19 protein-coding genes are annotated in these 23436 nt (G+C 64.9%); 6 read left to right on the top strand and 13 right to left on the bottom strand.

Features of this window, described 5'->3' with window-relative positions; genetic code table 11:
* Positions 1 to 127 precede the first annotated feature (127 nt).
* Positions 128 to 6691, bottom strand: a complete 6564-nt coding sequence (locus tag AC0CH8_RS17565; RefSeq protein WP_465240987.1) for an autotransporter outer membrane beta-barrel domain-containing protein — start codon at positions 6689 to 6691, stop codon at positions 128 to 130.
* On the opposite strand from AC0CH8_RS17565, the gene AC0CH8_RS17560 reads away from it, so the two are divergent.
* Positions 6669 to 7217 (top strand): hypothetical protein, encoded by a 549-nt coding sequence (locus AC0CH8_RS17560; RefSeq protein ID WP_465240986.1) that lies wholly within the window; start codon positions 6669 to 6671, stop codon positions 7215 to 7217. The genes AC0CH8_RS17565 and AC0CH8_RS17560 overlap by 23 nt on opposite strands.
* Before the next feature lie 85 nt (positions 7218 to 7302).
* Here AC0CH8_RS17560 and AC0CH8_RS17555 read toward each other — a convergent pair whose 3' ends face one another.
* The 6 genes from AC0CH8_RS17555 to AC0CH8_RS17530 form a co-directional block, all read right to left on the bottom strand.
* The gene (locus tag AC0CH8_RS17555) at positions 7303 to 7476 is read right to left on the bottom strand and encodes a hypothetical protein (RefSeq protein WP_465240985.1); all 174 of its coding nucleotides are present in this window, start codon (positions 7474 to 7476) and stop codon (positions 7303 to 7305) included.
* Positions 7477 to 7516: 40 nt separating this feature from the next.
* On the bottom strand, positions 7517 to 7732 hold the full coding sequence (locus AC0CH8_RS17550) for a hypothetical protein (protein ID WP_204200536.1): 216 nt from the start codon (positions 7730 to 7732) through the stop codon (positions 7517 to 7519).
* A 68-nt stretch (positions 7733 to 7800) separates the two neighbouring features.
* Entirely contained in the window at positions 7801 to 7926 is a 126-nt protein-coding gene (locus AC0CH8_RS17545) for a hypothetical protein (RefSeq protein ID WP_465240984.1), read from the bottom strand.
* A gap of 141 nt (positions 7927 to 8067) precedes the next feature.
* Entirely contained in the window at positions 8068 to 8364 is a 297-nt protein-coding gene (locus tag AC0CH8_RS17540) for a type II toxin-antitoxin system RelE/ParE family toxin (protein WP_465240983.1), read from the bottom strand.
* The gene (locus AC0CH8_RS17535) at positions 8361 to 8639 is read right to left on the bottom strand and encodes a type II toxin-antitoxin system ParD family antitoxin (protein ID WP_465240982.1); all 279 of its coding nucleotides are present in this window, start codon (positions 8637 to 8639) and stop codon (positions 8361 to 8363) included. Before AC0CH8_RS17535 ends, AC0CH8_RS17540 begins: the two co-directional genes overlap by 4 nt.
* Before the next feature lie 118 nt (positions 8640 to 8757).
* A complete protein-coding gene (locus tag AC0CH8_RS17530; protein ID WP_465240981.1) occupies positions 8758 to 9480 on the bottom strand; it encodes a 2OG-Fe(II) oxygenase in 723 nt (240 codons plus the stop codon).
* 79 nt (positions 9481 to 9559) lie between these two features.
* On the opposite strand from AC0CH8_RS17530, the gene AC0CH8_RS17525 reads away from it, so the two are divergent.
* Positions 9560 to 10288 carry a 2OG-Fe(II) oxygenase gene (locus tag AC0CH8_RS17525; RefSeq protein WP_465240980.1) on the top strand — a complete coding sequence of 243 codons (729 nt, stop codon included), beginning with the start codon at positions 9560 to 9562 and terminating at the stop codon, positions 10286 to 10288.
* A 293-nt stretch (positions 10289 to 10581) separates the two neighbouring features.
* Here the strand turns inward: AC0CH8_RS17525 and AC0CH8_RS17520 are convergent, their stop codons facing one another.
* Entirely contained in the window at positions 10582 to 13464 is a 2883-nt protein-coding gene (locus tag AC0CH8_RS17520) for a TonB-dependent receptor domain-containing protein (RefSeq protein ID WP_465240979.1), read from the bottom strand.
* Positions 13465 to 13722: 258 nt separating this feature from the next.
* Here AC0CH8_RS17520 and AC0CH8_RS17515 point away from each other — a divergent pair, with 258 nt between their 5' ends.
* Positions 13723 to 14250, top strand: coding sequence for a hypothetical protein (locus tag AC0CH8_RS17515; protein ID WP_465240978.1), 528 nt, complete (start codon positions 13723 to 13725; stop codon positions 14248 to 14250).
* A gap of 200 nt (positions 14251 to 14450) precedes the next feature.
* Complete coding sequence (locus AC0CH8_RS17510; protein ID WP_465240977.1) at positions 14451 to 15152, top strand: hypothetical protein; 702 nt, start codon at positions 14451 to 14453, stop codon at positions 15150 to 15152.
* A gap of 68 nt (positions 15153 to 15220) precedes the next feature.
* Here the strand turns inward: AC0CH8_RS17510 and AC0CH8_RS17505 are convergent, their stop codons facing one another.
* Positions 15221 to 16180 (bottom strand): tyrosine-type recombinase/integrase, encoded by a 960-nt coding sequence (locus AC0CH8_RS17505; RefSeq protein ID WP_425530314.1) that lies wholly within the window; start codon positions 16178 to 16180, stop codon positions 15221 to 15223.
* 235 nt (positions 16181 to 16415) lie between these two features.
* Between AC0CH8_RS17505 and mgrA the strand changes: the two genes are divergently transcribed.
* Entirely contained in the window at positions 16416 to 17492 is a 1077-nt protein-coding gene (mgrA, locus tag AC0CH8_RS17500) for an L-glyceraldehyde 3-phosphate reductase (RefSeq protein ID WP_465240976.1), read from the top strand.
* 93 nt (positions 17493 to 17585) lie between these two features.
* On the opposite strand, the gene AC0CH8_RS17495 is transcribed toward mgrA, so the two are convergent.
* The gene (locus tag AC0CH8_RS17495) at positions 17586 to 20534 is read right to left on the bottom strand and encodes a TonB-dependent receptor (RefSeq protein ID WP_465240975.1); all 2949 of its coding nucleotides are present in this window, start codon (positions 20532 to 20534) and stop codon (positions 17586 to 17588) included.
* A gap of 507 nt (positions 20535 to 21041) precedes the next feature.
* Here AC0CH8_RS17495 and AC0CH8_RS17490 point away from each other — a divergent pair.
* Positions 21042 to 21308, top strand: coding sequence for a hypothetical protein (locus AC0CH8_RS17490; RefSeq protein WP_465240974.1), 267 nt, complete (start codon positions 21042 to 21044; stop codon positions 21306 to 21308).
* A 182-nt stretch (positions 21309 to 21490) separates the two neighbouring features.
* On the opposite strand, the gene AC0CH8_RS17485 is transcribed toward AC0CH8_RS17490, so the two are convergent.
* The 3 genes from AC0CH8_RS17485 to AC0CH8_RS17475 form a co-directional block, all read right to left on the bottom strand.
* Positions 21491 to 22099: a hypothetical protein gene (locus tag AC0CH8_RS17485; RefSeq protein ID WP_465240973.1), complete on the bottom strand. Its 609-nt coding sequence runs from the start codon at positions 22097 to 22099 to the stop codon at positions 21491 to 21493.
* Between the two features lie 183 nt (positions 22100 to 22282).
* Entirely contained in the window at positions 22283 to 22987 is a 705-nt protein-coding gene (locus AC0CH8_RS17480) for a hypothetical protein (RefSeq protein ID WP_465240972.1), read from the bottom strand.
* A gap of 65 nt (positions 22988 to 23052) precedes the next feature.
* Positions 23053 to 23436, bottom strand: a 384-nt coding sequence (locus tag AC0CH8_RS17475) for a hypothetical protein (RefSeq protein ID WP_465240971.1), incomplete at its 5' end; no start/stop codon positions are given.

Here is a 23436-nt window from a genome sequence, read left to right as displayed (position 1 = left end):
GAGGACCGCAGGGGATGATCCCACGACGAACCGTGCGAGTTCGTGCTTTCGAGTAGGAATTGGCCTGCCGGGAGACTGCGACATCCGATATCGGATCGCCTCCCGGCAGGGCAAGGCCGGCCGGTCGTCAGAACCGCAGACGCACGCCGGTGCTGATGCTCTCACGGTGATCGTCGCGGCCGGTCTGGGCCGACGCGGTGGAGAACAGGTCCAGGCCGGTCGTCAGGCGATAGACGATGCCCGCAGTAGCCGTCCCGACCGCCCTGGTGCGCGCCGCACCCAAGGCTTCCAGCCCCAGCCCACCGCCGGCATAACCCGCCAGCGCATCGGTCCGTCGCCCTTCGAGCTGGTAGCGCACGCCCAGTCCGACAAAGGGTCGGAACGCGGCGTCCGACGCGTCGCTCCGGCCGAAGGTGAAGCCGCCATCGGCGAAACCCGCGACGTGGCGATCGCGCGCCACGGTCAGCGCCAGCGGCCCACCGGCCTCCACGATACCCTCGCGCGTGGTCCGTAGATAGGTGACACCCGCCCGCGGCCGCAGCGTCCAGTCGCCCCCCACATCCAGCGTATAGTGGATGGAGACATCGCTGACCCAGCTCTCGAGGTCGTAGCGACCGCTGGCAGTGGCCGCGCCGGGCAACGCCCGCCGCGTATCCGCCTTGGCGCCGTTATAGACGATCGATGCGCCGAAGCCGAAGCCGCTCGCCTGATACCGGCCCTGGGTGCCCGCCACGAAACCGTCCGCACCCGTCCGTGCGCCGAGCGCATCGATGCGCTGCTGGCTGTTCAGATAGCCGCCGAATGCGCCCACCGACCAATCGCGGTCGCCGTAACCGACCCCGCCGAGGAAGCCGTAGCTGGAGGTTCTAGCCGACGAGACGCCCTGAGCCGGATCACCGCCCAGGCGGTACCAGCTGCCGATCCCCTGCGCGAAGGTGAAGCCGCCCGGCGTCGTGCGATCCGGTGCGAAGCCGGGACCGCGAGCGATATCGGTCACGGCGAGCGCATTCTCCACACCGATCTGCGTCGCGGAGGCATAGGCTTCGGGCGTGAGCTGCGCGAAGGCCTGCGGGTTGGACCCGCCATTCGCCGTCAGCAGCGACGGCAGCGACGCGAACAGCGTGCTCGTCGCAGGCTGCACCGCCAGCGTCGCATTGGCATAGGCGATGCTGCGGCTCACCTGCGGCGAGAAGCCGGGATCGCCGAGGAACTGGCCAAGCAACTGGATGCGATCCGCACGCTGCACGATGAAGCCGAACAGCGTGTCGGGCTTGCGGACTGTCGTATAGCTGCCGGTGATCCCGCCGCTGGCGACGATCAGGTCGTAGCTCGTACCGGGCCGCAAAGCTCCCGTCGCCGTCAGCTGCAACGTCGCACCCGATGCGATCGACAGCGCGCCGTTGACGATCAGCTGGTCGGAAACAGTCGGCGTCAGTTCGAAAAGCGACACCGAACCCGATGCCAGCGCGACATTGCCGTTCACCGTCATCGTCCCCGGTGACGCACCCGGGCTGAGCGTGCCGGCGACGGCGAGGTCGCCGTTGACGATGCCCGCCGAACCGAAGGTCGCATCCCGTCCGACCATGATCCGAGGCGCCGTCAGGGTCGATCCGGCCAAGCCGACAAGTCGACCGCTAGACATGTCGACACTGGTCAAAGTGGCCCTGCCGGCGATGGTGGCGTACCCGCCCGTTATCTGGAGCGTTTCGACCGTCGCGATGTCGGTGAAGGCGACCGGTGCGGTCGCGCTGCCGCCCGCCACGGCGATCGTGTCGGTGCCGGCGCCACCCGAGACCGAACCCTGAAAACGGCCCGCTATCGTGAAGCGCTGATTGCCCGCTCCGAACGCAACCTGACGCGCCGCGAGCACACCGTCGGTGGCGATCGCGAGGTCGGTGGCCGCCTGGACCTGATCGTAGCCGTGGGTTCCGGTCAGCGTCAGCGTTCCGTTACCCTCGGTGGCCAGCGTCTCGAACCCAGTCAGGGTAGCGCTCGCAAGCGCGCGGTCGCCGGCGAGTTCGACCGTCGCGGTGTCGTTGCCCACATTCCCCGCGACGGTGCCGGCGATCGTTCCGCCTGCGGACAGGCGGAAGCTGTCGTTACCGGCGCCGAGATCGATCGCACCGGCCAGCGTGCCGCCCGATGCGACCGTTACGATCTGGGCCGCATCGTCGAAGGCAATGGGCGCACCGGCCAATCCGAGCGTCCCAGCGACCGTCAGCGTTCCACCGACGAGCTGCACCCGCTCGAACCCGGTTGCCGTGCCGGTGAGCGTCACCGGGTCGGTCGCAGTGAAGCGCAGCAGATCGGCCCCCGTCCCGCCCGCATAGCTGCCGACGGCCCGCGTCGCCCCGAGCGACAGGAGGTCGTCACCCGCACCGAGGGCGACCGATCCGATGTCGCCATCGGTCGTCAGTCGCTCGGCACCGTCGGCCCCGGTGACCGGACCGATGGCGAAGCCGTTCATGGCGATATTCAGCCCGACGCCGGTCAGGCTCGTCGCCTCGAAATTCTGGTCCAGCGCCAGCGTCAGGGTACCACTGCCTTCGACACCCAGTCGCTCGAACCCCGTCCGTTGCCCGATGCCGGTGCGATCGCCGGCCAGCGTCACCGTGTACGTGTCGGTACCGGTGCCGCCATCGACGGCACCGGCGACGCGGCTGTTCGGCCCATCGACGAACGCATCGTCACCGGCGCCGAGCAGGACCGATCCGCCGATCGCGCCCCGGTTGAGGACACGGTCGCCACCCCCGCCAAGATCGACGGTGCCGGTGATCGTACCGTCGTTCAGCACCGTCTCCCCCGCATCGCTGCCGGTGATCGTGGTGGGACCGTCGCTGGATAGGGTCTGTCCGGCCGCGACGGTGATCGTACCGCCCGATTGACCGATCGTGTCGAAGCGGAAATTGCCTGTGTAGGTAACGTTGCCCTGGCCGATCTGGCTGAAGCGTTCGAACCGGACGAAGCGGTCGCCATCGACTGTGCCGCCCCCGGCCGCATCGACGGTCAGGCTGTCGGTGCCGTCGCCGCCATCGACGGTGCCGGTCATGAATGCGCTCGCCTGCTGGAGGAAGCTGTCGTCGCCGGCGCCCAGGAACACGTCGCCATCAATCCGGCCACGGTTCTCGATCCGGTCGTCACCTGCACCGAGATCGATCGAACCGATGATAGCGCCGGTGTTGACGATGCGATCGGAGGTCTCGCCCGACGTGCGAATGGCACCGGCGAGGAAGGGCCGTCCCAATGCCAGCGTGAACGGATCGTCGTGCGCCAGAACGGTGCCAGCTGTCCCGCGGATAACCCCGGCATTAGTGAGGTCAAGAGTCGTTTCATATGCGACGATCGCCGTCGATCGGATACCGGTGGCCTCGATCAGGCCGGTGGCGGCATTCGTTACCGTCGCCGTCGATCCCGTCGAACCATTCAGATACAAGGCTCGGGCCGTCGTGATGGAGCGTTCGCCGTTCGGCAGCAGACGCTCGCCGCCTCCCCCATTAGCGCGGATCGTGCCCGCGTTGGCGACGATCAGCGATGGTGCAGCGGTCAGATCGCCGGCACTGGGATAGGCCGCCAGATAGACGCCCGTTCCCGACTCCCCGCTTGCATCGATCGTGCCTCCGTTGGTCAACGTCACCGTGCCGGTCGTACGGGCGTTGATGTCGGCTTCCATGTACACCGCCCACCGGTTGCGGATGCCGGTCGTGATGGTGCCGGTATTGTTCAGCGACATCGTCATGGGAACGATGGAAGGGTCGGTATAATAGCTGTCTTCGTAGCGCGTGAAGAAGGCGGAGAACCCGCCGCCTTCGATGCTGCCGCTGTTCGTCGCGGCCATGCTGGTCGCCTGCCAGCCGTACAGCTGAACCGTCCGACGCCGGGTACCATCGTTCGCGAGCCGTCCTTCGTTGACGAAGACGAGGTCGCTGGACGTGTTCATCGACACCGCCTCGGTCGTGAGCGTCGCCGCCCCGATCGTGCCGCTATTAGTAAAGCGGCGGGCTTCACCGAAAGACCCGCCACCGATCACACTCTGATTGGTGAACGCGGAAAGGATTTCCGTACTGTTGACGGGAAACGGATTGTTGAAGAACGCGTTGGGTCCGATCCGAACGTCACCCGCGACGTCTACGGTATTGACGATTGCTCCATTGCCCTGAAGCGACAGCGTCGCAACCGGTGCATCGGCGCGTATCGTAACCGTCGTGTCGGCCCCGAACGCTTGCACCGCCTCTTCCTCGAACCCGGTCGCAAGCGCCCTGCCCAGTGTCACGGTACCGGTCGCGCGACGCGCGTGGACGAACGTATCGAAACCTTCGCCCCCGTCGATGGTCCCGCTGACGCCGACATCGTCGGTATAGGCGATGATCGTGTCCGATCCCTCGCCGAAGCGCAGGTCGCCCGCAATCGTACCGCCATCGGCGATGTAGGTAGCGCTGTTGAAGGAGCGGCCGAAGCTGGCATAGCCGAGGTCGACCGTACCGGTGATCGTGCCGGCGTTGGTCAGCGATCCGTCCGACGTCTGAATGGCGTGGCCGGCTCCGCCCACGATCGTACCGCCTGCGCGATTGGTGATATTCGCATAGCCGGTGATCGCGGCGGTGCCAGAACTGGCAAGCCGGCCGCTATTGTCGATCGCGACGCTGTAATAATATGTCTCTACCGCGACCCCCGCAACGTCGATCGTACCGCTGTTGACGATCGTGGTTGCCCCGAAGCTGCTGGACGTGCGGATACCCGTCGCGGCGCGACCGCCCGACGCCTGCACGATGCTGCCGGAGTTGGTGACGGTCCGCCCGCCTGAGATGCCGACAGTGCCGTCGAGGATGATCGAACCGCTGTTCGTGACGACGGTGCCGCCGTCGAAACTGCTTGCGAAACCGCCCGAGATCGCCGCGAACTGGCTGTACATGGGTGTCGCACGGTCCGTGGCGACGATCGTCCCGGCGTTGACGAAGCTGTTGTTCCCGCCCAGCACGACGGCCGCACCGAGATAGGTGTTGGCGTCGATCCGCGTCAGCGTCAGCGTGCCGCGGCTGGTGATCGATAAGGCGTTGCCGGGAAGAGCGTCCCCCAAGCCCGAATATTGCGGGAGAGGGAGTGTCGAAGCATCGATCAACGGCCGGCCGACACCAGTCGCATCGGTGGTCATGTCGGCAGTCACGTCGATGGTTCCGGTACCCGCAAAGTTCAGCGGTACGGTGAGCGCCGCAGGGCTCGTCAACGTCAGTTTCGCGCCGCCCGCAACTTCGTAGCCGACACCTTCGAACATCGCACGCGGGGCGATAGCCACCTGCGCATTCACGCTTGTGCGATACCGGAAGATGTCAAAGCCGCTGCCGCCATCGATTGTACCCGTGACCCCGCCCGACGGCCGTGCAAGATCGGTCACGAAAACATCGTCGCCACCACCCATGCGGACGTCACCCTCCACGGTGCCGCCGCGATCTATGAACCAGTCCTGTGCCCAACTCGATGAGCTCGCCGAGCCGAAATCGACATTGCCGTTGATCGTTCCGGCGTTGGCGACATAGTTCTCGAAGAAACCGTCGCTTTGGATCGCCGCCTGCGTACCCGAGACGATCCCGCCAACGCGGTTGTCGAGCGTCGCTCCGTCCATGGCGAGACCGACGCCGTTCGATGCCGTGATCAGGCCGCTGTTCACCAATACGAGTGAACTGAGCGCATATCCCGCCGTCACGCCATCGACGACGCCGCTGTTGGTCGACGTGTCGGCGCGCACTCCACCGCCGCCAAGGTCGTTGCTGACGGCCGTTCCTGTAAGCGAACGGATCGTGCCGGTGTTCTGCAACACGCCGCCGACGATCGCGCCGGTGTTGGTCGCAACGATCGTGCCGCTGTTGGTGAACAGAAGGTCGCTGCTCGCCTTTTGAAACGAAACACCGTTTCCGTTGATCGCGGTGATCGTTCCGCTGTTGACGGCAGTGGTAACGCTCAGGGCGACCGCGGAGCCGAAGGAACGGGTGAGCGTCGCGGTGACTGCACGATCGTTCACGAACCGGAGTTCCTCGAACCCGAGATTCTCTTGAGCGTAATTGTTGCTGATGGCGGGGCCTGCCGTCGTGGTCAGGTCGGTGCCGACGACCACGGTACCCGTGCCACGCACGAAATAGCCTCCGGCGGGTGGTTGCGCGGCCAGCGTCAGCGTGGCGTCGTTGATCAGGTCGAGTTGCAGGACCTCAAAATTGGTCGGCAGCGTAACGTCCGTGAGAACATGGTTTTGTCCGACGATCACCTCCAGCAGATCGGTCCCGGTCCCGCCGTCGATCGTGCCGAACACGTTTCCAACCAGCGTGTTTTGGCCGATCGTCGTGATCAGTCGGTCGTCGCCGCGGTTGAGCAGGATCGACCCGTTGACGATCCCGGCGCGCGTATCGATCTGGTCCGGAAATCCATCGCCGCCCACGATGCTGCCGTTGATCGTCCCGGCATTGATCAGCGACACTTGGAACGTGCTGCGGATTGCGATGGGGCCGCCGCTACCGATCACGCCGCCCGATGCGTTCACCAGGCCAAGCGAGCGGCTTCCCGCGTCGATTGCGAGGCCCGTGCCGGCGTTGACGATCCTGCCGCTGTTGCCGAATTGCTGAGGCGTGCTTGCGGTCAGCGCGAGTGTTGCCGGCGCCCCGTCAGACACGATCGATCCGCTGTTGACGATCGCCGAGGGGAACACCGAGGTATCGGTACCCGGGAAAACGATCGCACTGCCGGTCCCGCCGTCGATCGTCCCGGCATTGGTCAGGCTACCGAACCAGACGTTCATCGCGCCGCCAGACCCCGATATCGTCGCGCCAGCGGCATTCGTGATCGACGAAAACCCCACCCGGGCAGGATTGTTCAGCGCGACAAGCGCAGTTCCGCCAGGCGCCGAAATCGTGCCGCTGTTGGTCAGGCTGACGATCGTGGACGACGATGAGGATGAAGAAAGCGCGATTGCTCCAGTCTGGGCAGATCCCTTCAGGACCGTGGCGTCGGTGGCGACGATGATCGTGGTCGGTGTCGTGACGACCAATCCGTCCGCGTCAGTACCCAAGCAAACCGTCGTGCCGTTCTCGACGGTCGGCTCGGGCGCACATTGTGCAAAGGCAGGACTGGCCAGCAACGCCGCCAAGCTCATCGCGCTCGTCCCCAGCGCACGCATCCGCACCTGCCGCGTCCGCGACATGTTGTTCCGACCGATCATGAAACCCCCTGCTTGAAGGAACCACGCTATCGGTCGGGCAACATCCTGTCGAGGCACCACGTCGACAGCCGACATGTAGGACTGTCTACAAGTTGGACGCGTCAGCGAGCGAGGTTCAGCCGCACCATCATCTGGCGGACGCCGTCCGTGGTGCGAGCGAGCGCCGGTGCGATATCGTCGACGCGCTCGCCGGCCTCCAGACGACCGCGAAGCGTCATGATGTCGGTCTGCGTCCAGCGGCGCTGCGCCGCGGCCGCACGGTCAGGTTCAAGCATCGCCCGGCTCAGGCCCTGCCCGGTTCACGCACAGACCGGCTCAGACATTGCGGACCCAGCGCGTGCGCGTGACCGCGCCGGCGATGACCTGCTTCTTGAACACCGTGCGCATGCGTTCGGCGTCGTCACCGTTCATGAACACGACCCGGGTGCCACCGGACAGGATCGTCTCGATCGCGCTAATGGCGGCACCGTTCTTCAGGGCGCTGGCGCGAACCTCGGCTTCGGTGGCAGTGATGTTGATCGCTCGCGACATCGTCGTTCCATTCATAATTCTGGCGGGGTAGAAAATAAGCTGACGATCGCGATCGTCGTCGTGCGCGCCTATCGTTTGATAGTCAGCATCGCCACGGGATCATTCTTGGTAGAAACCGCCGAGGCGTTGGTTTTGATCTTTTCCGCCTTGGGTTTGCGGACTTCCTTGTTCGACCTACGCTGGCTCTTCGCCATGCCCGTGCTCCTCGGAGCGATACGCTCGAGCGCAGGGTACGCTATTTAACGAGAACGGGCGCATGAATTCGGTCGGCAGGGGAGAGGGACAACCTAATTGACCTAGTATACGCGTCTACATCACGACACGTCGACTAGACGTCAGCTCATTCCCAATGCCCGATCATGATCCTGCCCCGGCCCGACGATGCGGTGGACGAACACCCGGCCGGGCAGTGCCGAGTAGAGGATGCTATAGCCCTTCCACGATCGTCGGCGAATACCGTGGCGCTCGTAACGCGGAACCAGCGGGAAGCCGTGCGGCAGTTCGCCCAGCCGCCCCGCAACATTGCGCAGTTCGGTGACGAAAGAGACGGCACGGGGTGGATTGTCCCGGGCAATGAAGCGGGCGATGTGTCGCAGGTCGATCACGGCCTGCGACGACAGGACGACCTTCACGAACGGGTCTGGCCGTCCGTCGTCGCCAGTTCGATCAGCACCGCGTCGCATGCGGCATCGAGGTGGACCCCGCCGCCCGCCGCCATCTCCGCCAGGCTCCGTGCGATCGAGCCGTCGAGATCACGCAGCCAGCGCTCCTCGTTCTCGATCCCGCCGCGGTCGCGACGGATCAGGTCGCGCACATAGTCGCTGGCGCTCGCATACTGCCCGCTATCGATCCGGTCCTGCACGTAATCCCGCATCGGGTCGGGCAGCGATATGTTCATGGATGCCATGCCGGTGTCTCCGATTGCATCATGGCAAAGATTGCCATTCGCTGCAATCAGACACCGCATCGTCTGATTGTCGACAGATAGACAAATCGACAATCAAGCGCGTAAAACATACTTGCCCTCACCGCTCACGGAGCCAGCCGGTGATCGAATAGCGACGATAAGCCGCGGCGCGGGTCACCTCCGACACGCTGTGCATCTGAGGTACCCGGAACAGGTTCAGCGTGTTGAAGCGCGGCTCCACCGCCTGCGCCCAGCCGTCATCGCCGGCGTGGAACAGCAGCAATCCGCCCCATTCGGTCCGCCACATGGGGTTGAGGCTGAGGACATAAGCCGCATGGCGATGGCGTCCCGCCACGGCGTCGTCATGTCCGGTCAGGAAATCGCCGGGCGCATAGGCGGTGGCCTGCGCATCCGCGAAATCGATGCCGTCCGCACCGGTCACCATCCGCAGGAACGCTCGCGGTTTTCCCGAGGACAGCCACGACGCGAACGCCGCCAGCGGATCGTCGCTAGTGCGGCGTGCTGCCTCGTCGTCGGGCACGCGGATCGTTTCGTAGCGATACTGGAAGCCGGCACGCGCCGCGGCATACACCGCCGTGTCCAGCGCGGTGCGCTGCTCCTCGGACATCGCTGCGCGTGTGGCGCGATCCAGCTCCATCACACGCCCGCCGCTGTTCAAAACCTGACGCCAGTCGGTCCGCTCCCGCAGCATCGCGTGCAGCATCGTCGCGGACTCAGGGGCGAGGATATCGACGATCTGCAACCGCCCGTCCCGCGCGAAGCGGGCGGCGAGGGCGGTCGCGTCCAGCGCCGGGTTCAGGGCAAAAGGTGGCGATGACATCGGTCCGGCCTTATGCCACGCCCAACCGGCAAATCGAAGAGATTGCCATATTTTTGAACCGAGATGGGGAGGGCAGGGGATGCAGCGGCTGTTCGATATCGCGCCGACGATCGACATCGGCACCGCAGCCGCGACGTTCGCGCGCGACGGCCGCGTGCAGATCCGCGATTTTCTGACCGACCCGTGCGCGCACGCCATCCGCCGTATTCTCGCATCGGAGACACCGTGGGGAACGGCGTGGCAGGCCGGCACCGGCGGTCCGTCGTCGATGCGCCGCGAAGAACTGCGCGCCATGTCGCCGGAACAACGCACGGCGCTGGCCCTGGCGGTCAACACCGCGGCCGCCGGGCAGGATTATGCGTTCCGGTTCGCGCATTATCCGATGATCCACGCCTATCTCCAGGCATGGCAGCCAAGCGGGCCGCATGACGCGCTGGTCGAACATCTGAACGACACGCCCTTCCTCGACACGGCCCGCGCGATCACCGGCATCGCGTCGATCATCAAGGGGGATGCACAGGCCACCTTCTTCAGCGCCGGCGATTTTTTGGCGGTGCATAACGACAGCCATGAAAACGAAGGTCGGCGCGTCGCCTATGTCCTGAACCTCTGCGACGAGGACTGGCGGCCCGATTGGGGCGGTTATCTGAACTTCCTCGACGCAGACGGCGATATCATTGCCGGCTGGCGGCCGCGGTTCAATGCGCTGAACCTATTCCGGGTGCCGCAGGCGCATCACGTCACCTATGTTCCGCCATTCGCGCGGGCGACCCGCTTCGCGATCACCGGTTGGCTTCGTGACAGGTGATGGCGCAGGTGGCATGTCCAACCGGACATCAGTCGTTTCCTACACGTCAGCACGTCAGGTGATCTGACGACGGCGTCGGTCTACGACCGAGCACCAGCCTGGTAGCGACGTGATGCCGGCAGCGAGATTGGTTGCAATCCCGACCCGCACCACATGATGCAGAGTTCTGCGTTCACCTAAGAACATGACGTCGGCCAGCAACATGCACGAAAAAGCGCCCGCACGGTGTCCCGTACAGGCGCTTTACGCTTCGTTTCCGGAAAGACGGCGGGCGCTGGGCCCGCCGTCCGCGATCAGAACTTGAAGCGCGTGGACACGAAGAAATCGCGGCCGAGCACGTCGTACGTACCGGGGAAGGTGTTCGCCTGCTGCTGGTTGCTGCCGAGCACCGTCGGGTTCTTGTCGAACAGGTTGTTGACGCCGATCGACAGATTGTACTGGTCGGTGATGTTGAACGAGAAGCTCAGGTCGACCAGGTTGTAGGCCGGGATACGCTCGACGAAGAAGTCCGACGTATCGTCGTCGTCCCGCACTGCCGACAGGTGACGCCAGCGCAGGCTGGTGGTCAGGCCGCCGTCGATCCACGACACGCGCGACGTCCACTTGTACTTGGGCGTCGGGTTGCCGCAGGTAAGCCCGAAGGTTCCCGCGCACTTGGTGACAATATCGGGCTGCTCGGCGACCGGGGTCAGGTCGCTCTTCCGGGTGTAGGTGCCCAGGAAGAAGAAGGCCAAGCGGGAGTCGTCGCGGCCCATCATCGAGAGCGGGAAGCGCGTCTGGTAATCGACCTGAACGTCGACACCCTCGGCCTTCAACGTCGACACGTTGGCGGTGCCGATCAGCGGCAGGACGGTGCCGTCGAACTGGCCCAATGCGTTACGGGTCCCGACGAACGCCTGGCAATAGGGGCTGCTGATGTCCTGTAGAACGTTATAGCAGAGGTCCAGCGTGTTGACCAAGCCACCGCCCAGCGAGGACACCGTGTTCTCGACCTTCAGGTTGAAATAGTCGGCCGTCATCGACAGGCCCGGCAGGAAGCTGGGACGCAGCACCACGCCGGCGGTGTAGGAGTCCGAAACTTCCTCCTGAAGGTTCGGGTTACCGCCCGTCTGGATCTGGATCTGATTGTTGATCTGAAGTCCGGGGGTACCGACCAGATTGGTCGGGACGCCGGTTGCGACGCAGAGGCCACGGATCGTCGCGTTGGCCGCGGCGGACGCCAGGGCGCAAGGGTCCTGCGCCTGCGGGAAGTTCACGGCACCGCCGGCGAACAGTTCCGCCACGTTCGGCGCACGCACTGCCCGCTGGTACTGACCACGGAAGGTGATGTCGCGGATCGGCGAATAGGTCGCGCCGCCCGCATAGGTCCAGACGCCCCCGACATTACCGAGCGAATAGTCGGAATAGCGACCGGCCGCGGTGAGTTCGAGGTTGTAGACGCCCGGGATACGCGCCGCGACCGGGATCAGCAGCTCGCCGAACACTTCCTTGACGTTGTAGCTGCCGATGGTGGCATCGCCGGCGTTGAAGCCGATAACGTCACCCGACGACAGCGCCGTGTCGGGGATGAACTCCGCCGACAGCTTGCGATACTCGCCACCGGCCGCGATGCTGACGTCACCGCCGCCCAGGCCCAGGTTGAACAGGCCGCCCGACACCGAGGCGTTGGCTACCTGCAGCACCGAGATGTCGCCGTTCTGCGCCACGATCGAGATCTGATCGACCATCGCGGGGGTCAGCGTGCCGGGGCCGAAGATGTTGATCGCATCCGCCGAGCCGTTCAGACCCGCCTGGAATGCCGCACGCGAGATGTTGCCCGCCTGCACGTTGGCGTTCCGGGTGCGCGCGTAGCTGTAATACGCGTCGTAGTTGAAGCCCTCGGCGATCGGACCCTTGACGCCGACCAGCATGCGGAACGCGTTGCGCTCGTCGAGCGAGTTGCGGCCGCCCGTCTCCAGCACGCGACGCTGCACCGAAATCGGCACGATTCCGTCGCCCACCACCGTATTGGCGGCGATTGCGACGGTGTCGAGCTGACGCAGCGCTGCGATATTGGCGGCCGACAGGAACGGCGACACCGCGTTGATGTTCACCTGGAACGTGCCGGTCACCGGCGTCGCCGCCAGTTCGTTGGCGACGCGGTTGTTGACGAAGCTCGCCTCGACATACGCCGTGTTGCCGCCGCCCATGTCGTAATCGGCATAACCGCCGAGCAGGTAACGCTCCTGCGGGACCTGCAAGTAATTGGCCGGCGCGAAGTTGTAGAGATCGGTCGCCACGCGCGGACGGCTGACGCCCGGCTCCGTGAAGAACGCGCCGCCACCGCAGAAGATGTTCCCGGTCGGGCAGGCCGCGCCATAGGTAGAGGTCAGGCGAGCGGTCGGCGTCGTCGACGAACCGCCGGGGATCAGCGCACTGCCGTCGCCATTATCGCCCAGAGCTTCGCGCGAGTAGCTGCGGGCGCCCTGGAAGATCGCCTCGCGGCGGAAATACTCGGCATACACGGTCGCATGACCGCGGTTGTCGGCCAGCGCCGTACCGAGTGCGACATAGCCCTCGTAACGACGGCCGTCGCCGCGCTCGGTCAGGCCATACTGGCCACCGGCCTCGACGCCGCTCAGGTCGGTGCGCAGGCGGAAGTTGACGACGCCGGCGAGCGCGTCCGAACCATAGACCGCCGATGCGCCGCCCGTGACGACGTCCACGCCCTCGAGCAGGAAGGCCGGGATCGTGTTCAGATCGGTGATCTGGCTCGCATCGTAGAACATCCAGCGGCGGCCATTGACCAGCACCAGCGTGCGGTTCTCGCCCAGACCGCGCAGGTTCAGCGTCGAGACGCCGCCACCCGGGTTGTTCGAGAAGGCGGTGCTGCCCGGGATCACCTGCGGCAGGGTGTTGATGACCTGCTCGACGTTCACCGTGCCGGACAGCTTGAACTCTTCCTGGCCGACGACCGCGATCGGCGCGGCGGTCTCGAGGTCGCGGCGCGCGATGCGCGATCCGGTCACGACGATCTCGCCACCTTCGGCAGGCTCACCGGTCGCGTTCTGGTCGATGTTGTTGGTCGGCGTGCCGGTGCCCGAATCCGGGCCGGGGCCGGTCTGGGCATGGGCCGGTACGATGGCCAGAACACTGGCAGCCAGCGTGGTCGCCAGCAGACGCGAACGGAAGTTCATGAAAAATCACCCCTTTTGAATGCTTAAAGACTTTGCGCCCGCGCTGTGCACGTGACGCATTTTTTGGTCCCCGGATGTTCTGATCGCACCCTTATTGGTTACAAACGTAGCCTCGGGTGAAACACTATTGCAACGGAAGGCCCAGTAAAATGCGCTCGGATCGGCCATTTTCACCGGCGATGTTGCATATCAGGCACAGTGATCCGCCGCGGTATCGTGCATGACGCAGGCAACTGGAAAGCGATAGGATGGTGATCGATGCGGCGGTTTGAGCGTGTGATGCTGGCGGCATCGATCGTGACTCTGAGCGCGCCTTCGATGGCGCAAACCCCTCGTAAGGACACCGGAGAGACGCTCATCGAGGCCGTCACCCGCTGCCGCTCGATCACCGGCCCGACCGAACGGCTGGCCTGCTTCGATCGTGCCTCCTCGGCGCTAGAAACCGCGCGTGCCAGTAACGACATCGCGGTCCTCAGTCGCGAGGAAGTGGCCGAAAAGCGACGCTCCTTGTTCGGGTTTCAGCTTCCCACGACAAACCTGTTCGGACGCGCCGGCGAGAAGATGTCCGAGATCCAGAATCTGGACTCGACGGTGCGCAGCGTCGAGCGTTCCGGCCGCGATCGCTGGGTCGTCGTCCTGGCCGACGGATCGACCTGGAAAACCGCGGAGGCCTCGCGCTTTCCGCCCGAAACGGGCGACAGCGTCAAGATCAAGCGCGCCGCACTCGGAACCTATCTCGCCTCCTTCGACGGCACCCCCAGCCTCCGCATCGCCCGGGTCCAGTGATGCCCGCATGCGATCTGGTCGGACGCGCCGATCGGCATCGAGGGCCAGGGTCGGGATCAGCAGGAGGCGGCTACCGTGCTGGGCGTTCGTAACGAATGGCACGTGCAGACGGCCCATGACACGGCGGCCATCGCCGGCATATTCACGCAGGCCGGCATCGCTACGCCGGTGCTGCATGATCCGATGCCACAAGGACCGCGATGACGGACTGGATCACGCAACATCTGTCCCTTTCGGTAGAATGGCCGGCAGGAGCGCATCCTCCGGCATGGAATCTCGCGCGCACGCGCGACATGGCGAAAGCGCTGGCGCAGGTACATCCGCTGTTCGCCGAGCTTTCCCCGCGCGGGCGAGGCGGCAGCTTCGAAACGATGGAGGCGATGCCGCTGGTCGATGACCTCACGGTCGAACAATGGCTGGATCTGGCCCGGTTGCACGGTCGCCGGTCGGACGCGGATCCCGGTACCACGATCGTCTTCTGGAATCGCCGGCGGGCGGAGGGAGAAGCCCAGCTCGTCGAGATCCACTACGACCAGCCCGGCGGGCCGGCACATCCGCGCCTTCCCCGGCGCCCGAACGAGATACGCTTTCCCGCCCTCCCGCCGCAGATGCAGGCACGGAATACTCTCCTGTCGCTGATCGGGGCCTGTATCGACGCGTTCGATGCCCATCGCGCCGATGTCGCCTGGCTGATGCAGGCGCCGGTGCGACCGATGGAACCTGCCCGCAGCACACTCGCCTATCGGCTGTTATGGCTGGGCGAGGGCGTCGCGTTCCCCGAGGATGCCGAGGCGCGTTATCGCTATCCCGTGGACCATCCCGAACCCGAAAGATCCGATCCCTGGCGTGGCGGCACCCTGTATTGCTGGCCCGACGCCGACCTCGAAACGTCCGTCCGATAAGCGGGTGGGCCTGGATCAGACGAACGGCCAGTAGCCTCTACCCGTATACCTGTCGACACCTCGACACGTCAGATCATCACGCGTTCGACCTCGTCCAGCGTCACGCCGTCGTGGCGACGGTCGTAGAGCTGCGTCGTGCGGGTCGAGGAGTGGTTCGCCATCGCCGCGGCGCGTTCCAGCGTGCCGCCATTCTTCAGATAGGCGGTGATCCCCGTCGCCCGGAACGAATGGTTGCCGATCGCCGTCCCGATCCCCGCTGCAAGCCCGCGCCGGCGGACCATCTGATAGGCATTGGCCTGGGGCAGGGGGGTCCGGCTCAGCTGGCCGGTGCCGCGCGCGATCGTGCGGAACAGCGGCCCCTTGCGATCCTCCGCCAGCCCGCAGCCATCGATATAGGCGTGCAGATACTCCTCCAGATTATGGTGGCACGGCATCTCGTGCAGCTTGCCGCCCTTCTCGTGCAGCCGCACCCACAGCCGGCGGTTCTGCGTGAAGGCATCCTCCACCCGCATTGCCAGCGCCGCGCCGACGCGTGCGAAGCTGTACGTCATCAACGCGATCAGCGCGCGATCGCGTAATCCTATACATGTCGACACGTCGATACTGTCGAGCAGGGTGCGGGCCTCGTGCGGGTCGAGCACCGGCGTCTTGCCGCGCCGCACGCTATAGGCGGGACCGCGCACCGACACCGCGGGGTTGGTCGGCACCACCTGCGTCCGCACCAGCCAGTCGAACAGATGCCGCACCCCCGCCAGCCGCTGCTTGACGGTCGGCACCGAAACCTCGCGGCCCAGTTCCTCGATCCAGGCGGCGACGTGCAGCGGCTGGATCTGCGGCAGGGCGGTGACGCCCCGCTCGCTGCACCACGCCAGGAAGTCGCCGCAGCCGCGCGCATAGGCGCGCCGCGTGTGGACGTTGCGGATCGTCGCCGCGAAGAACTCCAGGAACCGCATCTGCGCCTGCGGCTCCGCCTCCGCGATCAGCACCGGCAAGGTCAGCGCGGGCGCAGGGGAGAGGGGGCTCAGCATCATCGCCTCGCCACCATGAATCACGCGGATTCCGGGTGCAATTGGCAAATGGCGAAGCCCGTAGATGGGAGCGTGACGAAGTCGGGCCCACTCCAAATTTATCCCCGTTCGCGGGAGACGGCAGCTACGCCACCAATCGATCAATTGCCTGATCCCATGCGACTTTCGTCGCCCGGCGCGGTTGGCCTCCACGCTCCCGCGCGGTAACCCCGCCTTCCCTCACGGAGGTTGCCCGATGCCCTATCCCGCCCCCTATGTTCCCGATCCCGCACGCTATGATGGCCGGATGCCGTATCGGCGTACCGGGCGCAGCGGGCTGAGATTGCCAGCGATCAGCCTTGGGCTCTGGCAGAATTTCGGCGGTGCCGACGTGTTCGAGACGGGCCGGGCGATCCTGCGTCGCGCGTTCGATCGCGGCGTCACGCATTTCGATCTCGCGAACAATTACGGGCCGCCCTACGGCTCGGCGGAGGAGAATTTCGGCCGCGTCCTTGCGACCGACTTCGCCGGTCACCGCGACGAGCTGATCGTCTCGACCAAGGCGGGGTGGGATATGTGGCCCGGCCCGTACGGCGACATCGGATCGTCGCGCAAATACCTGATCGCCAGTTGCGAGCAGAGCCTGAAGCGGATGGGCCTCGACTATGTCGACATCTTCTACTCGCACCGCGTCGATCCCGACACGCCGCTGGAGGAGACGATGGGGGCGCTCGTCCAGCTGCATCGGCAGGGCAAGGCGCTGTATGTCGGCCTGTCCTCCTACGAACCGGGCCTGACGCGACAGGCGGCCGCGATCCTCGCCGCGGAGAAGGTGCCGCTGTTCATCCACCAGCCGAGCTATTCGATCCTCAACCGCTGGATCGAGCGTGAACTGCTGGGAACGCTCGACGACCTCGGCACCGGCTGCATCGCCTTCTCGCCGCTCGCGCAGGGGATGTTGACCGACAAATATCTGGGCGGCGTCCCGAAGGACGCACGCGCCGCGCGTGGAGGGTCGCTGTCGGAAACGCTGCTGACCGACCGCAATATCGACGCGGTCCGGGCGTTGGACGCGATCGCGAAGGGACGGGACCAGACGCTGGCGCAGATGGCGATCGCCTGGGTCCTGCGCGATCCGCGCGTCACCTCGGCGCTGATCGGCGCACGCACCGTGGAACAGCTCGACGACGCGCTCGACGCGCTCGGCAACCTCGGCTTCGAAACCGACGAGCTCGCCGCGATCGACGCCGCGGCACCCGATGGTCAGATCAACATCTGGTCGGGATCGTCCGACATCACCGTGCTGCCGAAGGCGCAGGGCCTGAAGGGATAGGGCCTGAAGGGGTAGGGGACCCCGGCGTAAACGATCGGGGTGGCACAGGCGGGAACGTCCCGCCTGTGCCACCCACTGTGCTTCTCCCGTCGATCAGAAGCGGAAGCGGGCGCCGATACCGTAATAGCGGCCCTCTTCGCGGATATCGCGCGGGTAGGAGCGATCCTGCGCATATTGGCGATAGTTGTTGAACGGCTTCGCCAGGATGTTCGCCGCGTCGAACGTCAGCGTGATCTGCTTGATCGGCGTGTAGTTGAACGAGAAGTCCAGCCGCTCGATATTCTGCGTACCCTCGCCGTCGTAGAAATCGGACGTCGGCAGGAACTGGTTGTTCAGGAACGCGGTGCGGTTGTTGAGCGACAGGCGCGTCGAGATGACGCCCTTTTCGTAGAACAGGGCGGTGTTGTACGTCCATTTCGACAGGCCGGGGATCGTCACGAACGGAGCCGGCGTGGTCGATCCGGTCGCTGCCAGGAAGAGATTCGCCGGGAAGCGGTTCTCCCCCTTCAGATAGGTGACGTTCGCCTGGACGCCGAACCCGCTGAGCAGGCCGGGCAGGAAGTCGAAGAAGGTCTGCGCGCCGACCTCGAAGCCCTTGATCCGGCCCTTGCCCGAATTCTCCGGCCGGCTGATCTCGATCAGGCCATAGACCGGGTCGATCGTGCGGGTGGTGAAATTGTTGATGAAGCCATTGAGGTCGCGGTAGAATGCCGCGGCGGTGATCGATGCCGTCTGGCTGAAATAATATTCGACCGACGCGTCGTAATTCTTCGACGTCAACGGCTGCAGGTCGGGGTTGCCACCACTGCCATAGGCGACCGGACGGCCCTGCAACGCCAACGGGAAGCGCGTATCGGGCAGGATGGGGCCGGTGATCGGGGCCGTGTTCTGGTCGATCCGGAGCGCCGGGTTGAGCTGGCCGAATTCCGGCTTCGTGCGCGTCATCGTGAAGCCGAAGCGCACCTGCAGCTTGTCGTCGGGGCGGAAGCGCAGGCTGACATTGGGCAGGATGTCGACATAGTTGGCCTTGGTCACGCGCGGCTCCGACACCCGGACGCCGTCGAAGAACACGCTGGAAATGCCGCTGTATTTGCCGACCGTATTGACCACGCGCGCACCGATCAGGCCGTCGACGCGAAGCGAGCCGACATCGAACTCGTACTTGGTCTGGCCGTAGAAGGCGTAGGTCTGTTCCTCCGCGAAGAACGAGTCCTGCGGGTTGAGCTGGATGTTCGGCGTCGCGAACCGGGCCAGCGCGTCGCGGTACCCCTGATCGTTCGGGTTGGCGGCGACGATCTTCACCAGCGAGTCGTAGGAGAACTGGCGCAGCGCCTCGGCATTGCCCGCCACGCCGGCACGGGTCGGCATCAGCCAGCTCGTGAAGCCCTGATCGCCGCGGAACACGTTCTGCGTCAGCCCCAGCGGCTGGGCGGGTGTCTGTGCCAGCGTCAGGCCCAGCGTCTCGGTATAGGCATAGCGATTGCCGCGCTCCAGCGACGCCTCGCGATCGGTCCAGCGCGCACCGAATTGCAGCTTGGGGAACAGCGACACGTTGGTGTCGAGGTCCAGGTCGCCGCGCCACTGCCAGCCCTTGCCCTGCACGCGGTAGATGCTCTCGTAATAGCCGCGCCATTTGTAGTTGGCGGGGTTCTCGGCGTCGAAGCCGGGCAGGGCGAAGGACGAGCCGCCCTTCACGAAGAAGTCGACATCGACCTGCGGCGCGGCGGTCCACGCCGTGTCGAAGCTCCATTCGTCGGAGCCGTATTCGCTGCGCGTATAGGCGAGGTCGGTCGACAGGTGCGCCGGGCCGACATCCCATTTGGCGCCGCCTGCGGCCTGATAGGTGTTGGTGTAGCCGTGCTGCGTGCTGCGATATGCCTCCGGCCGGAATCCGCCGGTCTTGGTCAGGCTCTCGACCTGATCGGGCTTGCCGTCGACCAGCACGATGTTGCTGAGCGTGGGGTTGTTGTCGAGCAGGGGCGCGCGGAACCAGTCGTTCGCGATGTCGCCGCGGTAACCCTGATACAGGAAGTCGTAATAGAGCTCCAAGTTCCCTGCCGGCTTCCACTGCACGCTGGCATTCACCGCCGGCCGCCACCGCTTGCCGCTGTCGTTGTAGACGCCGACCGCGGCGGGGATCTTGAAGTCGCGACCGACCGAGGCCGGGACGATCGTCGTACCCGCGCTGGGGTTGGTCACGAAGCCATCGGCCCAGCGCACCGCGTTGCGGTAATGCGCCTGCTGGTAGGAGGCGTTCAGCAGCACCCCGACCTCGCCCAGCGGCGTGTCACCGCGCGCCGACACAAGGACGTTGCCCAGCGGGTCGTACTTCTTGTTCTGGTCGTTGTAGGTGCCGCGGATACCGCCTGCGAGGACGAACTTCTCGGTAAAGTCGAACGGCCGGCGCGAGCGCACGTTGATGAGGCCGGCCAGACCGGGCTCGAGCAGATCGGCGGTACCCGACTTGTAGACCTCCAGACCAGCGAGCGCGCCCGCCGGGAAATCCTGCAACTGCGACCGGCGCAGCTCGGCGGTGAAGATGTCGCGGCCGTTGAAGGTGGTGGCGACGTCGGGCAGGCCGCGGACCAGCACCTGGCTGACCTCGTCGCTGAAGCGGTTGACCTGCACGCCGGTGACACGCGCCAGCGATTCCGCGGCAGTGTTGTCGGGCAGCTTACCGATATCCTGCGCGACGATCGCGTCGAGGATCGCGTCCGAATTGCGCTTGATCGCCTGCGCGCTGCCGAGGCTGGCGCGGTAGCCGGTCACGACGATCTCTTCCGGGCTGCGGCCTTCGTCGGCGACCTGCGCGTTGCTGTCCTCGCCGAGGTTTTCGGTCGCCTGCGTACCGGGGCTGCGTCCCTGCGCGGACCGCGTGGCGCGTTCCTGTGCGACCGGAGCCTGCTCGTCGACGCCGGCATCGGGCTGTACGGCCTGTTGCTGTTCCTGTGGCGTGGCGGTCTGGGCAAGTGCCGGCGTAGATGCGAACGCAGCGAACAGCGCCATCGGTGCGGCCGAAGCCAGCAGCAGAACATGCTTCATCAGAATATCCCCCCTTATCAGGCCGCTGTTTCTGCCGCGGTCCTGAGATCGATCCGATTTGTCGGACTAGAGGATTCGTTGTCAATCGATTTTGGAGCAACGATCCACATGCGCAATCGGAATTGTTGCCTTCTCGCAACACGTTACTGGGAGGCCGCGCATCGCCACCAAGCGTTTTCGGTTATTTCTCAATATGCTAGTTTGACCGACCATTTGAGCGCCCTATCAACGCTAAAAATTTCCAATGTGACCCATGCTGGCCATTAACAGCCTGATCGGACTCGCAAAACGCCGGTTCTACGATCGATCCGAATCGGAAGTATGTTGGCGGTTCCGCCACAGTGATGATCGGATCGACGGCCGATACGTATCGGACTGCCAGCATAATCGCTGGCGGATTTCTCGCTTTCAAACTTTTCGGCGCGGCCGGCGTTTGGTGGGTGCCGGTCGACCTGTTTGTCGATCGACCCGCGGCACCGCGCCGCAGAAAACCCCGGGAGTATCTCTATGTTCAAATCCATCGCCTTGGCCGCCTCGGCCATCGCCATGACCGCCGTTCCCGTCGCTGCCAGCGCCGCCCCCGCAGCAACGTCGTCGAACGCCGCCAGCAAGCTGTCGCTGTCCAGCGCCCGCGCCTCATCGACCAGCGGCAAGTCCAGCAAATTCGGCGGCCCCAGCGCCGGCCCGATCGCAGCCGGCCTGATCGCCGTCGGCATCGCCGTCGGCGCGTACTTCGTCATCGACGATCAGGAAGACGATTCCGACAGCAACTAAAGCCCCGGCTGCGGCATGACCGTGGCTGCGAATTTGCCCCCACCCGCGGACAACGCGGGTAGGGGCAAATTCGCTTGGACGTCAAAGCGTAAGTTTTTGCGGTGAATAACGGGCCAAGCTTGCCAATTATCATCGACAAATTGTTCAAGATACCTTGTGCATCCCACTGTCAGCGATGCCGCTCACGCCACGTAACCGTCGCGATGCGCAGTGACCGGCACTAGCAGACTTGTGCAAGCCACTGCCGATCGACCGCTTCGTCCGCGGTCGCGATATCGGACCACTCTATGCGTCGTGCGACATGCCAGCGGTAGCCGCGCTTTGAGCGCGTCCTTGGCGGCAAACGGCGCGTCACAGGCTTCGACCTTGAGGGTCGGCTGCCCAGCGCGGGTGACGAGCTCGAGCACCCCGGTGGTATCGCTGCCCGGCAACGACTGGGCGAGGAGGTTGACCGTCGCCCATACATCGGCTGCGGCGCGGTGACCCTGGTGGAAGAGGCCGAGCTGCATGAGGAGATGGCCACGCTTGCGGCCGTCGAGCCCGTGTTCAGGCCAGGATATCTCGCGGCAGGAGCAGGCCCAGGCGCGCCCTGCCGTCGTGGGCAGCCGCTGCTCGATACGCGGTGCATCGAAGGCGGCGTTGTGGGCAATCACGACGTCGCACCCAGCGATGATCCCGGTGGCTTCGTGCTTGTCGATCCGCTGCCCAGTGACATCGGCGTCGCTGATCCCGGTCAGCGCGCTGATCGCCGACGGGATCGGCACACCCGGGTCCTCGAACCACTGCCGCATGCATCCAACCGGATTCTGGTCAAATGAATCCACGTGAGCATCGTCGGCCGAAGCCCTGCTAAATTCGCAGCCGGCACCTTCTCCACTCAGATCGCCCCGTGGCTCACCCGGCCCGCCCGATGGCTGTGCAACGCCTCCACCATCAGTTTTTCGTATATTGTCGATATTGCTGCGATGTTTGTATCACGGCGTCCAGTCGAACGAGCAAGCCGCCATCACCTCAACCTGGGCGCCGTTCGCCTTGAGCAGGGCGGCATCAATGCCGCTCACCAGTGCAAAGCGATAACGTCCCGCCTCTAGGAACAGCGGCTCGGGTGCGTCACGGCCCGGGCGTAGACCGTCCAGTTGGTCGGTGTTGGTGGTGAAGACGTTCCGGGTACGCGCTTTGGCCCAAGCGATCGTCTGCGACGGTATGACGAGGTCGTCCGCCTCGGCCGCGCCGTCATAGGGCGAATAGATTTCCAGCAGGCCGCGTTCCGGCGTAACCACGGTCAGGACATGCGCCCGCGTCTCGGCATTCTCCGGCAGCGTCAGCGTCAGCGCGCGTGATGCGGCGTCCTTGCCGCTGATCGTCGCAGGCGAGCAGATCATGCCGCCGATGTCACCCTTTGCCCGGAAGGGGATCTTCCTTGCGCCCGCTACCGCCTGCGCCAGATCGGCGGTGTAGACGACGGCGAGGTCTTGCTTTCCGCCCAGTGTGCCAGCGATCGCGACAGGCGTCGCCGGCGCCGTTGCGGTGGCCGGGCGATCAGCAACCCTGTCCGGTGCGGTTGCCGACGCGTTTTCCGCCCTTCCGTTGCCGGCCGGTCCGCATCCGGCGATGAGCAGGACGGGCAGCAGCAGCGGCGCGAACGTGCGGCTAGCGATACTGGATGTGAAGGTGGTCATCCTCCACCCCTACCGACTGCACGGCGGGATTGTCACAGATCGCGGTCAGCACCGTATCCGGTAGTTCAGCTTTCGACTATAACGAGTCGACGCAGCTGCTGCGTCGAAACTTCACCGCCCCGATATCCAATCTCGGCACGGCGCTGTGTTACGCTACCTGATTTAACATCATAAACTGACAGGACAACGTCAAACCCTTCCGGTGTATTACTGGCCGTCAGCACAGAAACGATGGCCGCAACGGGTTTTCCACCTACGCTTAAATCTTTGGGCAGGAGATATTTCGCCCTATTATCATGAAGAATGGTATCTCCGGAGGTGCAGACCTTCTGCACATCACAGTCGGCTTTTGCTCCTTTAAGGCCGATAATGATGAATTTGCCGCCGAGCTGATTTTCCAATCCAGATATCAACGCCCACCGCTGGGTAGGACCAAGATCGATTTCATT

Source organism: Sphingomonas sp. AC435 (assembly GCF_979253005.1).
The sequence above is the reverse complement of the archived record's forward strand: the minus strand, read 5'-3'. Positions and strand labels throughout refer to the sequence as shown.